Here is a 13,317-nt window from a genome sequence, read left to right on the forward strand (position 1 = left end):
ACAAATCGTTAACAAATCAAAGCTTAAATTTGCCTCAATTTTTGAGGTAGTATAGCGCATGGAAGAAGAGAAAAAGCAGATAAACTGGGGAGTAATTATAGCTGTAATTGGTGTTTTTTTTATATCGTCTAATTTAAGAGCAGCAATTACATCTGTGGGACCTGTTATTTCGGAAATTAGTGCCCAGTTAAATATGAATAAATTTCAATCTGGTTTGGTGACTACCATCCCTTTACTGGCATTTGGATTTCTATCAGCTTTAGCTCCGAAATTTGCTTCTAAAATCGGTATTGAAAAGGTTTTGGGATTTTCAATGCTTGTACTCACCGCAGGATTATTGATTAGAATTCAGGGAAATGTACCGTTTTTGTTTCTCGGTGCAGCACTGATTGGAACTGCTATAGCTATGGGGAATGTTCTAATGCCTGCTTTTATAAAAGATAAGTTTCCAAAAAACTTAGGCTTGGTAACAGGGATTTTTACTGTTTCTATGAATTTAATAGGAGCATTGGCTGCTGGTTATAGCATAAGAATGGGCCATTTAACCGGTTGGGGTTGGAAAGGTTCTATAGGTGTTTGGTTTATCCTTTCTTTAATTGCTTTTGCAGTCTGGATTCCTCAGCTAATCAACAGCCGGAAATCACAAAAAACAGAACAAAATATCATAGCGGAGCAAAAAAGAGAAAGTTTTTCAAGTTTACTAAGATCTCCTTTGGCCTGGTGCATTACTTTATTCATGGGACTTCAATCTTGCTTGTTTTATATGCTGGTAGCCTGGCTTCCGATTATTTTACAAGATTGGGGTATGACTAAAGAACAATCTGGCTGGACGTTTTCCTATGTACAATTAGCCCAGTTGCCAGTTACGTTTATAGGTCCTATTTTGGCTGTTAAAATGAAAAATCAAGCTCCATTGGTTTGGCTAACGGCGATAGCTTTATTATTAGGGACTATTGGTATTGTATTTTTTAAGACAACATATATAGTTCCCTCGGTACTGGCTATTGGCTTCTCTGGCGGATTAGCTTTTAGTCTGGTGATGATGTTCTTCGTTCTTAGAACAAAATCGTCTATCAGAGCTGCACAATTATCTGGTATGGCACAATCTTTTGGATATCTTATTGCAGCGTGTTCGCCTCCATTGTTTGGCTTAATCTATGACCTGACATTGGATTGGACATATCCACTTTTATTATATTTCTTGTTGTCTTTTTCCTTATTGGGCTTAGGCTTAATAGCATCAAGAAATAAATATGTTTAGTTTGATTCTATTTCAATAGAATTGCTAAGGATTACATGAACGGGACATTTATTTGCTATCTCTTTGAGTCTGGCAGTTTGTTCCTCGGTTAAATTCCCTGTAAAATCAATTTGCTTTCTAAATTTAGTTGTTTTAGTTGCTAGCTGCTTAACAATAGATACAGAGATAATAATCTCGTCCAACTCCCACTTTTTCCTGTCTGCGTACATTCTTATAGTAATTGCCGAACAGGAAGCTAGTGAAGATGCTAATAATTGAGAAGGAGAAAGCCCCTGATTTGTACCTCCAACTGCAATGGGTTCATCGGCAATAATTTGGTGCTCGTTATCTGTAATAACAGTCCTGTATCGTTCTCTGGCATTGTAGGCAATAATAGAATCCATATTGTTATAATTCATAAATCTCTAAAGGTAAATTATCCGGATCACTAAAAAAAGTAAAACGTTTCCCGGTAATTTCGTCAATTCTGATGTCTTCGGTAGAAACACCTTTTTTATTTAGGAGTTCCACTGTAAGGTCGATGTTTTTTACTGAAAATGCGAGATGTCTCAGGCCGCAGGCTTCCGGTCTGGAGGGTCTTTCAGGAGGATTTGGAAATGAAAACAATTCTATGATGTAATGCTTATTCAACGCTAAATCAAGTTTATAAGAATCTCTTTCCTTTCTATAAGTTTCATTTATTACTTCAAGTCCGAGTATCCGAGTATAAAAATGTTTTGATTTTTGATAATCAGAGCAGATGATAGCGATGTGATGAATGTCGACAAACATATTTTTGCTTTTAAGCCTTAAGCTACTAAATAAAAATCGCGACTGCACATTTTTGTAAAAATAGTAGTCGCGATTAGGGTTTGGTTCTTTTTTATTTTTTTAGATAATGAATGTCACTCAAATCTTTCAATCTCTTTGCAGCTTGTTCCGGAGTGATATCCCTTTGCGGGTTTGCAAGCATTTCATAACCAACCATAAACTTCTTAACTGTTGCAGAACGAAGTAATGGCGGATAAAAGTGCATATGCCAATGCCATTCGGGATGCTCACCATCATTTACAGGTGCCTGATGCATACCTGCAGAATAAGGGAAAGAAGTTTCAAACAGATTGTCGTATTTTATGGTAAGGTTCTTCAATATTTTTGCAAAGGCCTTTTTTTCTTCTTCAGTAAATTCCAAAATATTCTGAACATGTCTTTTACTTATTAACATGGTTTCGAACGGCCAAACTGCCCAGAAAGGGACAATCGCAATAAAATGTTCGTTTTCGCAGACAATTCTTTCTTGTTTTTGCTGTTCTAACGTAACATAATCACTTAAAATACTTTTTCCCTTTTTTTCGAAATATTGTTTAAACTGGATACTTTCTTTAGCTGGTTCTCCAGGAACGGTACTTTGTGCCCAGATTTGCCCGTGAGGATGGGGATTGCTACATCCCATAATCTCGCCTTTATTCTCGAAAATTTGAATGTATTTAATCCATTCATTTTTGCTTAATGCTGAAAATTCGTCCTGCCAAAGATCTATTACCTTTACGATATCATCTTCTTCCATTTGTGGCAAAGTGAGGTCGTGGCGTGGTGAGAAGCAAATAACTCTGCAGATTCCTTTTTCGCTGGAAGCCTGTAGTAAACCATCTTCCAGTTTTCCAGAAGGGGTGTCTTGCAATAAGGCCGAAAAATCATTAGTGAAAGCGTACGGTCCCTTATATGGTGGATTTATGCTTCCGTCGGAACGAGTGTTTCCAGGGCATAGATAGCATTTTTCATCATAAGCAGGTCTATTGTCTACCGGTAAATTTTCTACTTTTCCCTGCCAGGGTCTTTTGGTTCTATGAGGAGAGACCAGTACCCATTCGCCGGTAAGGATGTTTAACCTTCTATGTGGATGTTCTTCAAAACTAAAACTCATTTTCTATAATATTCTTGTGCCGTCCTCGATTTGCGTGATATAGACATTCATTCCCTTATTCATTTTTTGGAAATACAAGTCTTTCATTCTTTTTACAACCTCATCTACTTCAGCTTCCTTTACTAATGCGATAACACAGCCGCCAAAGCCGCCTCCCATCATTCTTGCGCCTAATATCGCCGATTCTTTTTTTGCATTTGCTGCAATGAAATCTAGTTCAGGACAACTCACCTCGTATAATTTGCTTAGACCTTCGTGTGTATCATACATTTTCTGTCCGAAAGATTCTATATCGCCATGCTTCAGATCCTCGCAAGCTTTTAATAATCTGTCGTTCTCTTCAACTACATATTTACAGCGGTTGTATATATCGGCGCTAGTGTGTTTTAAGCAGGTTTCTACCATTTCTAGGGTAGCATCTCTAAGTGTTTTTACCTGAGGATATGTTTGTTGAATAATAGAAACACCTTCTTCGCATTGACTTCTTCGGACATTGTATTCAGAGGACGCAAGAGAGTGCTTTACCATGGAATCAAAAAGTACAATTTTAATTCCCTCAATATCAAAAGGTACATATTCGTACTCCAATGATCTGCAATCTAATTTAATAACGTGTTTTTTCTTACCGAAAACACTTGCAAACTGATCCATAATGCCACATTGAAGACCTACGAATTCATTTTCTGCCTTTTGCGCCTTTTGTACAAGAGATAATTTATCCAAACCCAGGTCAAAAATATGGTTTAAAGAAAACGCAACAGCGCATTCTAAAGCTGCAGAAGAAGACATGCCTGCTCCTAATGGAACGTCGCCAGAGATAACAGCGTTAAATCCGCTTAGGTGTTTTCCGGCTTTTAACAATTGATCGACAACGCCTAATATAAAATTGGGCCAGTTATCATCCGAGTATTTGTAGTCTTTTAAAGTAGTTTGGTGCTTTTTATTCAAGTCTGCAGCAATGAGAGATACTACATCATCATCTCTTTTTTTTATGGCAATATAAATACCTTTATTTATCGCGGCAGGAAGTACAAAACCCATATTGTAATCGGTATGTTCGCCAATAAGATTTACACGGCCCGGAGAACACACTACGATAGGTTCCTGATTAAAATTTTCTCTAAATGTAGAAATTACAAGTTGATGAGATTGTTCCATTTGAAATATCTAAAATAACTGATTAATAGATGATTAAATACAGTTTTGAATTGTGTTAATCAATATAATCATTTCCCTTCTAAATTTTTTTGAATTTATAGCAAATAAAATCTCTATAATTGGATTATATTACGTAATAATTGGATTATTTTGTTGTATGAAAAAACGAAAAGGCTTTTCCGGAGAACGAATTATAGACGTGGATAGCGTTTTAAAAGATGAAGATTCAAAAGGATTGATATTTTCGAAAATAGGTTTTTTCCCAAAAGCGAGACATCAGCATAGTGAAGGTCGGGAAAACAGTTTATATATATTATTATATTGTATAGACGGAATAGGAGAAGTTGTAATAGATGGACATCAACATGTATTGAATATAGGTGATTTTGTCATCATTCCTAAATTAACCGATTATGCGTATTACGCCAATAAAGGAAATCCATGGAGTTTTTACTGGTTTTATTTTAAGGATGATTTGTCTTTGATAAACAATATGCTTGATTTTTTTTATAAACGTAATAAAATGGCAAAAGGAAACCTAAGTTATAACGAAGAACGCATAGCGCTTTTCGGAGCGATATTCGATAATTTAAATAAAGGGTATAGTACAGACAATTTATTGATACTTAATATGTGTCTGATAAACTTTTTAAGTTCATTGGTTTTTAGTTTTGCTTTGGTAAAGAAAGATCAGCAGGATAAATCTAAAAATAGGATAGAGGAGGCGATAGATTTTATGAAAAATAGAGTGGAAGGCAATCTTACATTAGCAGAACTTTCCAAAATGACCAGTTTGTCAAATTCGCAATTTTCTCATCTATTTAAGGAAACAACCGGTATTTCTCCTCTGGAATATTTCAACCAGCTTAAAATAAAGCGAGCAGCCAGGTATTTAGAGAATACTGGCTTGCAAATGAAACAGATTGCCTATAAAGTTGGAATTCAGGACGCGGCTTATTTTTCGCGCTTGTTTACCAAAATAATGGGGATTTCGCCTATAAAATATAAACAATCTCTTTTACAAAAATAATTTTGGTATGTCTTTTGGAATGTGATTGTTGTTTTATAACAAAAAATTAAAACTATGATCAGGAATTCAGTTAAAATGCTTGCTGTAGCAGCTATGGTAACGTTTTGTGCAGGTAATATAAATGCACAACAGTCCAATCCGGACGGTACGAGAACCAGGTTAGGAGTAGCTCTTGGCTTAGGAGTTCCAACTAAAGATTATGCAGACTTTGTAATTGCACCGGATATCAGACTACAACATGACTTAGTGGGAAGAACATCTTTAACTCTAACCACTGGTTATTATGGTTTTATCGGAAAACCAAAAATTAATGGAGAAACAATTGGAACCGATATGATTCCTTTGAAAGCAGGGGCAAAATTTTTCTTTGGAAATACATTTTATGTACAACCAGAACTTGGTGCTGCTTTTGCAACAAAATCAGGCTATGGAACCTCTTTTGTGTGGGCGCCCAACATTGGTTATGCTAACCAAAAATGGGACGTTGGATTGAGATATGAAGGTTTTGAGCGCAACGGAGGAAGTAATGGTATGGTAGCTGTTAGAGCAGCTTATTCCTTTAACTTATCGAAATAGTCATGATTTTGTATTTTTAATAAAAAAGGCCTTCAATGAGGGCCTTTTTTTATTAAATCTTTATTAGTTGTTGATAAATATTCTTATACTTGAAAAATCTTAGCGGATGCTAATTTATTTTTACATTTTACAGATATTTAATGCCGTGTAACAAAGGATAGATGTTGCAAGGATTTTTAAATTTGTGCAAAATACCAGTTTTATATGTCAGAAACAGCAGAAATTAAGCTAGGAGAGAAGACTCTCCAGTTGCCGGTAATTGAAGGAACAGAAAACGAAAAAGCAATAGACATTTCTAAATTAAGAGATCAGAGCGGATATATAACTTTAGATAGTGGCTTTAAAAATACTGGAGCTACGAAAAGTGCTATCACGTTTTTAGATGGTGAAAAAGGTATTTTAAAATATAGAGGCTATTCTATTGAGGATTTGGCAGAAAAAGCGTCTTTCCTGGAAGTTGCATATTTGTTGATTTACGGAGAATTGCCAACAAAAGCACAAGTAGAAAATTTCCAAAATCAGATCAATAAACATACATTGGTTCATGAAGATATGAAGAAATTCTTTGATGGATTTCCTTCAAAATCACATCCAATGGGGCAATTGTCTTCTTTAGTATGTTCTTTATCTGCATTCTATCCGGAATCATTAAATCCTAATCAAAGTAAAGAAGAGCAAGAGCTTACCATAATAAAATTGTTGGCGAAAATGACCACAATTGTTTCATGGATTTATAAAAAATCTTTGGGACATCCGGTAAATTATCCGCAAAACAGATTGGATTATGTAACCAACTTCATGTCTATGACATTTTCTTATACAACAGAAGAATATGAAGTAGATCCTGTTGTTATTGATGCAATGAATAAGCTGTTAATTCTTCATGCTGATCATGAGCAAAACTGCTCTACATCGACTGTAAGAATAGTTGGGTCTTCTGATTGTAACTTGTATGCTTCTATTTCAGCTGGTATTTCTGCTTTATGGGGGCCTCTACATGGTGGAGCTAATCAGGCAGTTATCGAAATGCTTGAGAAAATAAAAGAAGATGGTGGAGATGTAGAAAAGTGGGTAGCAAAAGCAAAGGATAAAAATGATCCTTTCCGTTTAATGGGATTTGGACATAGAGTTTATAAAAATTTCGATCCAAGAGCAAAGATTATTAAAAAAGCTTGTGATGATGTTTTAGCTAAAATGGGAATAAACGATCCGGTTTTAGATATAGCGAAAAAATTGGAAGCTGTAGCATTAAACGATCCATATTTTGTTGAAAGAAAACTTTATCCAAATGTAGATTTCTATTCTGGTATATTGTACAGGGCATTTGGTTTCCCTACAGAGATGTTTACAGTGTTATTTGCTTTAGGACGTCTTCCTGGATGGATTGCGCAGTGGAAAGAAATGAAAGAAAACAGAGAACCTATTGGAAGGCCTCGACAAATTTATGTAGGGGAAAAAGACAGAGAATATATTCCTTTAGAAAACAGATAAAAAAGAAGCCGTCCTAATATTTTTTGAGACGGCTTTTTTTATTTTCCAATATATCCAACTTTCAAATTCAATAAATAATTTATTTGTAGCATCTATTCTAGTATTAATGAGGGGGTATGATATGCTATAATTTAAGTTGGTTTTTAGCGTTTCTTTTTATTTTGTATAACGAAGCATAATAGCTCCCGATTTAAATACTCTAGATTCTATAAGCTTCAATTGTAACCTTTCGGGTAAATCAGCTCTATCCCAAAGTCTTCTTCCTTTTCCTACAATTAAAGGTTGAACTACAAAGTGATATTCATCGATCAGGTCGAGTTCTATAATTTGCGAAGTAAGATCCACACCACCTAGTAAAATATTTTTCCCTTCTCCCTGTTTCAATTTGAGTATTTCTTCCCTAAGATTTGTATTAACTACTGTCGTTTTCGAATGATCTATTTTTTCTAAAGAGCGTGAAAAAACAACGATTTTACTAACGGCATCAAATGCCCGGGCAAAATCATTGATAGCATTTGTCTGTCCTGAATGATTTTTTGCCATATCGGGCCAAAAAGGAACCATCAACTCATAAGTCTTGCGACCATAAATAAGTACATCGACTTGTCGCAAGAGATCCGCGAAATATTCATGTATTTCATCATCAGCCATTCCTTTCGTGTGATCACAACAGCCATCTAGAGTCACGTTAATCGCAAAGATTATTTTTTTCATTTGATGGAATTTAGATTTAATTTTCTAAAAATAATGAATATGTCTTCAAATTTTTATGCGATACCTTCTTGTTTTAAACCCGATATATTTGAAATTCTTTTAAAAAAATGGAAAAAGGAATCTTATTTAAAACAAAGTTTGTGTGTTATCTTGCTTACTGTTTTTGATGCGAATGTCATTTACCAGTAAATGAGCCAATCTTGTAGGTTCGGGTATTCTATAGGATTTTATGCAATTTTTGATAATTTCTATTGCTTCCTGATTTGTTAACAGATTTCCTGGAGAAATGAAAAGTGGTTTGCAATTGATTTTTGATCGCAGAACGGTACCAATGCGTTCGGTTTTGTCCATCAATTCACTTTCAGCAAATTTTTGATTGGCGGGCTCGATAAAAGTGCCAAACAATCTGCTTTTTCCGCATCCTATAGTAGAAGTATTGGTTAAAACGCCAAAGTGGCTGGCTATTCCAGTCCGCCTTCTGTGTGCAATACCCTGGCCATCTAAAACCATAACATCTGGTTTGTTTTTCAATTTTTCATAGACCTCTAATAAAGTTGGAACCTCTCTAAAAGCCAATAATCCAGAGATATAAGGGAAATTACTTTTTCCAATAACTGTAGCCTGTTCTATTATTTTTAAATCGGGATAACTTAAAATAACAATTCCGGCATAAACAGTGTCTTCATATTTATTGAAGGAAATATCTGCACCGCCGATTGTATTGATTTGTTTGGTTAATGGCTTTAATTCAATTTGATGTCTTAGTATATTCTGATAAGCGATAGCTTCAAACGGACTTAGTTTATCGTAATTAGTTACATTCATGATAATTTACTAACAATAACAGAACCGATTTCTTAATTTAACTTTATTAAGTGTTTTTGATGATAGAAATTATCTGAGTTTCTGGTTCCAATTCATCATTTTATATTCTTTTTATCCCTTGTTTTGGCTCGGAATATGCGGGCGATTTAATGTCTACTAAAATTATTACTATGAAAAAGTTTGGATTAATTGCTGGTGTAGCATGTATTGTTATGTCGGCATATGCAGTCGTTGAAAATGCACCTATTAAAAAGAATGAGGATTTTTATTTGGCAATGAAACAGGATACTATCAAAATACCAGATACGATTAAGAAGCCTAAAGTTCCTTTGCCAACACAACCAGATCCATTACCGATTCCTATCCCAGATCCGGAAAACCCTAATCCGAAACCTGATACAGTTTCCCTTCCGACTAAATAGATGGAGTATTTATTCCTTAAAGCAGTTGACGGATAGCGAAATAAGCTAATTGTTTGTTAACTGCTTTTAGTATGATAAATGTGGTAATAAAAAATATCTTATTATTTATGATCGGTTGGCTTTTAGTTTGTAATAAAAAAATGTTATTTGCTTAATAAATGAAAATATGGTTGTATTCTAATAAATAAAAGGAGGACCAAAGTTATCATGTCATTGTATGCTTTAATAACAGGAGCAAGCGGAGGAATCGGACGAGCCATTGCTTACAAACTAGCTTCGCATAAAATAAACCTGATTTTGGTTTCCCGGTCGGAGCAAAAACTCAATGAAGTGGCATCGGATATAAGTGCTAAGTTTGATGTTGATGCTTTATATCTATCTTTAGATTTATCATATCCGGACTCGAATACCATATTGTTAAACTTTCTAAATGAAAAAAATATTGGGATTAATATATTAGTTAATAATGCCGGTTACGGTTTAAGTGGACCTTTATTAAATACCGGGCTAAGCGACTGGATTAATATGTTAAGCCTGAACATGATATCTTTAACAAGTCTGACTTATACTTTTCTTCCAATACTAAAATCTCAACAAAAGGGTTATATTTTAAATATTGCAAGTATTGCTGCTTATCAGTCAATTCCTTTTCTTTCATTGTATGCTGCTAGTAAATCATTTGTTTTATCTTTCAGCAGAGGATTGGCGAAAGAATTGGAAGGTAGTGGTGTTTCAGTAACTTGTGTTTCTCCCGGACCAACAGACACGGAGTTTATCGTAAGAGCGAGAGTTGGAAGAACCGGACAACATACTGCAAAAAGGGTAAACATGACACCGGAGGAAGTTGCATCTATTGCTGTAAAAGCAATGTTTAGCGAAAGAAAAGAGATTGTACCAGGATTGATTAATAAAATGGGTGTATTTTTATCCTGGCTTTTGCCTAAGTCTTTAGTGGAAAGCGTTTCTGCTAAAATATATCAATAACTAAATTATAGTTTATGTCAGAAAAATTAGTTTTTATTACGAGCAGAATTCCCCAAATAGGTTTAGAGTTATTAGATAAGGCAGGGATTTTTTATAGACAATGGCCTCACGAAAGAAAAATTACCAAGGAAGAACTGATTGAAAATGTAAAGGAATGCAATATATTGTTGAATATAGGTTCTAATCAGTTAGATGAGGCTTTTTTTAAAGCTTGCCCAAAATTAGAATTGGTTTCTCTTTTGAGTGTTGGTTATGACCATGTAAATATAGGGGCTGCAAATCAGTATCGTGTACCCGTTACCAATACTCCGGGCGTATTAAGTAAGGCTACTGCCGATACAGCATTTTTATTGATGTTGGCTTCGTCGAGAAAGGCACTGTTTCAGTACAAAAAGATATTAGACGGGAAATGGCAGAAAAATGTTCCGACAGATATTCTTGGTATTGAATTGCATGACAGAACATTAGGTGTTTTTGGGTTGGGAAGGATAGGATTAGAAATGGCAAAGCTTTGCAAAGGAGCTTACAATATGGATATAATTTACCACAACCGAAACAGAAATGCTGAAGCTGAAGAAATATTAGGAGCAAAATGGGTGAATTTCGAGGATTTACTAAAGCAAAGTGATGTGTTAAGTGTTCATTCTCAGTTAAGTAAAGAGACGGAAGGACTATTTAATTATGATGTTTTTTCTAAAATGAAGAAAACATCAATTTTTATTAACACATCAAGAGGCGCGGTGCATAATGAAGAAGACCTCATTAGAGCTCTTCAGGACGGAAAAATTTGGGGTGCGGGTTTAGACGTAACTAATCCAGAGCCTATGACAGCGGATAGCCCTTTGTTAACGATGCCAACGGTTGCAATACTTCCGCATATCGGATCGGCAACGGTAGAGACAAGAGATGAAATGGCAAGATTGGCTGTTCAAAATATAATAGCAAAAATCAATAACGAATTTTTATTAACATGTATTAATCCTGAAGTTTTGGAGATTACCTAATTGGGAACTGTAGCTAAATTGGTCGGACATAGTGGTATGTGCCTTAGTTCGCAATTATCTTTTAATGTGTCGCTATACTCACTAATTCATTCCAGATTGGAAAAAGGACGAGATAAGACTTAGTAAATGACATTGATTTTAGCTGAATTGTGCAGGAATAAATCTGTAGAAATAAAAATATTTAGTTGGAAGATTGATGTTTTATATTAGAATAATCGAGTATAATTAATTATTGCGTTTATAAATTAAGAAAAGTATAGGAAATGGAAAGTCTTAAAAATGTTTAAGCTCCAAACGGGGAGAATGGAGCCTAAACTAACCAATTATAAACCTGATTCAAAGATAAGGCGAAACTACCGATCTGCAAAGACTGTTAACATTATTTAACAAAATGATAATGATTTTTTAATGAATGGTGGTTTTATGAGTTTCTGTATGATAAAAAAAGAGTTTTACAAGTTGGCACAGCTAATGTGATTCTCACTTTTTTGAAATATATAACTTCCATTTTTAACCAGCTTCTTAAAGTTTAAAATTAGCTATTATTGGATTTCGAAATTAGCTGTTGACTTCTCCGGATTTGTTATATAGGGTAAATTTAAATGTTCATTTCAAGGAAAATGAACATTTTTTCATCAATTGCTGAGGTTACATTATTGGGGCACCGTTTTCTCTTAATATATTCGTTTATTTCAATCTTGTATTTTGTTGAATTTGGTTCTGAGTCAATGTCAGATTTTGATTATGAACAACTATATTTTGTCGAAAGAAATGTTTCAGGATTATGGAAAATAAAAAAGACTAAGGAATTACAGCTAATTTGTAATTCCTTAGTCTTTTTTATTTATAAGATTTACCGATATACCTTATTTCTCAAATAATGATCCAGCACTACTAAAGCTGCCATAGCTTCAACAATAGCGACCGCTCTGGGAACTACACAAGGATCGTGGCGACCTTTACCTTTGATTTCATCAATCTGGCCATCTTTATTGATGGTTTGCTGGTTGGTCATAATAGTTGCTACCGGTTTGAATGCTACCCTGAAATTGATGTCCATTCCGTTAGAGATACCGCCTTGTATACCTCCTGAGAAATTTGTTCTGGTAATTACTTTTCCATCGGTATCCACATCGAAGATGTCATTATGTTCTGAACCTCGCATGGTGGAACCATCGAAACCTGAACCATAATCAAAACCATGAACAGCATTGATGCTTAGCATAGCTTTGCCCAGGTCGGCGTGTAATTTATCAAACACAGGCTCGCCTAATCCAACCGGACAGTTTTTGACAGTACAGGAAACTTTGCCACCTATAGTGTCGCCAGCTTTTCTTACCGAATCAATTAATGCAATCATTTCGTTTGCAGTAGCCGGATCGGCACATCTTGCGATATTACTTTCCCTTAAAGCTTCAAATTCTGAAACCGAAGAAATGTCAACATGGGGAGCATCTATTGTCCCAACTGAAGAAACGTGAGCTGCTATTTCGATGCCTACCTGTTTCAATGCCAATTTCGCAATTGCTCCGGCGGCAACGCGGGCGGCGGTTTCCCTTGCAGAAGAGCGACCACCACCACGGTGGTCCCTTATGCCATATTTTTGATGGTAGACATAATCGGCATGTGAAGGCCTGAAAACGTCTTTATTGTGATCGTAATCTTTGGATTTCTGATCTTCGTTAGGAATGATGATTGCGATAGGAGTACCTGTGGTTTTTCCTTCAAAAACACCAGATAAAATCTGACAAGTGTCGGATTCTTTTCTTTGTGTAGTGATTTTAGATTGACCAGGTTTACGCTTATCCAGTTCGTTCTGGATAAATTCTTCATCAACAGTAACATTTGGCGGACATCCATCAATGATAACCCCAATAGCTTTACCATGAGACTCTCCAAAAGTCGTAATTCTAAAAATCTCTCCGAATGAATTTCCTGCCATTTTTTTT

The 13,317-nt window shown here is 35.2% G+C and carries 14 protein-coding genes; 7 read left to right on the forward strand and 7 right to left on the reverse strand.

Features of this window, described 5'->3' with window-relative positions; genetic code table 11:
* The first annotated feature begins 58 nt into the window (after positions 1–58).
* Positions 59–1,261 carry a CynX/NimT family MFS transporter gene (locus tag PEDSA_RS03185; protein WP_013631710.1) on the forward strand — a complete coding sequence of 401 codons (1,203 nt, stop codon included), beginning with the start codon at positions 59–61 and terminating at the stop codon, positions 1,259–1,261.
* Here PEDSA_RS03185 and PEDSA_RS03190 read toward each other — a convergent pair.
* The 4 genes from PEDSA_RS03190 to galK form a co-directional block, all read right to left on the reverse strand.
* Complete coding sequence (locus PEDSA_RS03190) at positions 1,258–1,659, reverse strand: OsmC family protein (RefSeq protein ID WP_245546824.1); 402 nt, start codon at positions 1,657–1,659, stop codon at positions 1,258–1,260. The two genes, PEDSA_RS03185 and PEDSA_RS03190, sit on opposite strands and share 4 nt — an antisense overlap.
* Positions 1,649–2,032 (reverse strand): SMU1112c/YaeR family gloxylase I-like metalloprotein, encoded by a 384-nt coding sequence (gene gloA2, locus PEDSA_RS03195; RefSeq protein WP_013631712.1) that lies wholly within the window; start codon positions 2,030–2,032, stop codon positions 1,649–1,651. Before gloA2 ends, PEDSA_RS03190 begins: the two co-directional genes overlap by 11 nt.
* A 91-nt stretch (positions 2,033–2,123) precedes the next feature.
* On the reverse strand, positions 2,124–3,164 hold the full coding sequence (locus PEDSA_RS03200; protein WP_013631713.1) for a UDP-glucose--hexose-1-phosphate uridylyltransferase: 1,041 nt from the start codon (positions 3,162–3,164) through the stop codon (positions 2,124–2,126).
* 3 nt (positions 3,165–3,167) lie between these two features.
* Positions 3,168–4,322 carry a galactokinase gene (gene galK, locus PEDSA_RS03205; RefSeq protein WP_013631714.1) on the reverse strand — a complete coding sequence of 385 codons (1,155 nt, stop codon included), beginning with the start codon at positions 4,320–4,322 and terminating at the stop codon, positions 3,168–3,170.
* Positions 4,323–4,479: 157 nt separating this feature from the next.
* Here galK and PEDSA_RS03210 point away from each other — a divergent pair, with 157 nt between their 5' ends.
* The 3 genes from PEDSA_RS03210 (at position 4,480) to PEDSA_RS03220 (ending at position 7,419) form a co-directional block, all read left to right on the forward strand.
* Positions 4,480–5,352, forward strand: coding sequence for an AraC family transcriptional regulator (locus tag PEDSA_RS03210; RefSeq protein ID WP_041536954.1), 873 nt, complete (start codon positions 4,480–4,482; stop codon positions 5,350–5,352).
* 54 nt (positions 5,353–5,406) lie between these two features.
* Entirely contained in the window at positions 5,407–5,928 is a 522-nt protein-coding gene (locus tag PEDSA_RS03215; RefSeq protein WP_013631716.1) for a hypothetical protein, read from the forward strand.
* 204 nt (positions 5,929–6,132) lie between these two features.
* Positions 6,133–7,419, forward strand: coding sequence for a citrate synthase (locus tag PEDSA_RS03220; RefSeq protein ID WP_013631717.1), 1,287 nt, complete (start codon positions 6,133–6,135; stop codon positions 7,417–7,419).
* Positions 7,420–7,575: 156 nt separating this feature from the next.
* Here PEDSA_RS03220 and PEDSA_RS03225 read toward each other — a convergent pair whose 3' ends face one another.
* Together PEDSA_RS03225 and nfi are read right to left on the reverse strand one after the other, a co-directional pair.
* Entirely contained in the window at positions 7,576–8,133 is a 558-nt protein-coding gene (locus PEDSA_RS03225) for a dihydrofolate reductase family protein (RefSeq protein ID WP_013631718.1), read from the reverse strand.
* Between the two features lie 126 nt (positions 8,134–8,259).
* Positions 8,260–8,958 carry a deoxyribonuclease V gene (gene nfi, locus PEDSA_RS03230; RefSeq protein ID WP_013631720.1) on the reverse strand — a complete coding sequence of 233 codons (699 nt, stop codon included), beginning with the start codon at positions 8,956–8,958 and terminating at the stop codon, positions 8,260–8,262.
* A gap of 170 nt (positions 8,959–9,128) precedes the next feature.
* Between nfi and PEDSA_RS03235 the strand changes: the two genes are divergently transcribed.
* The 3 genes from PEDSA_RS03235 to PEDSA_RS03245 all read left to right on the forward strand — a co-directional run bounded on the left by PEDSA_RS03235 (position 9,129) and on the right by PEDSA_RS03245 (position 11,368).
* Complete coding sequence (locus tag PEDSA_RS03235) at positions 9,129–9,380, forward strand: hypothetical protein (protein WP_013631721.1); 252 nt, start codon at positions 9,129–9,131, stop codon at positions 9,378–9,380.
* Positions 9,381–9,587: 207 nt separating this feature from the next.
* Positions 9,588–10,364 carry an SDR family NAD(P)-dependent oxidoreductase gene (locus PEDSA_RS03240; RefSeq protein ID WP_013631722.1) on the forward strand — a complete coding sequence of 259 codons (777 nt, stop codon included), beginning with the start codon at positions 9,588–9,590 and terminating at the stop codon, positions 10,362–10,364.
* A 14-nt stretch (positions 10,365–10,378) separates the two neighbouring features.
* Positions 10,379–11,368, forward strand: a complete 990-nt coding sequence (locus PEDSA_RS03245; RefSeq protein WP_013631723.1) for a 2-hydroxyacid dehydrogenase — start codon at positions 10,379–10,381, stop codon at positions 11,366–11,368.
* A gap of 853 nt (positions 11,369–12,221) precedes the next feature.
* On the opposite strand, the gene aroC is transcribed toward PEDSA_RS03245, so the two are convergent.
* A complete protein-coding gene (aroC, locus tag PEDSA_RS03255; RefSeq protein ID WP_013631725.1) occupies positions 12,222–13,310 on the reverse strand; it encodes a chorismate synthase in 1,089 nt (362 codons plus the stop codon).
* Between the last annotated feature and the right edge of the window lie 7 nt (positions 13,311–13,317).

Origin of the sequence: Pseudopedobacter saltans DSM 12145 (assembly GCF_000190735.1) — a bacterium.
GTDB classification, from domain to species: domain Bacteria; phylum Bacteroidota; class Bacteroidia; order Sphingobacteriales; family Sphingobacteriaceae; genus Pseudopedobacter; species Pseudopedobacter saltans.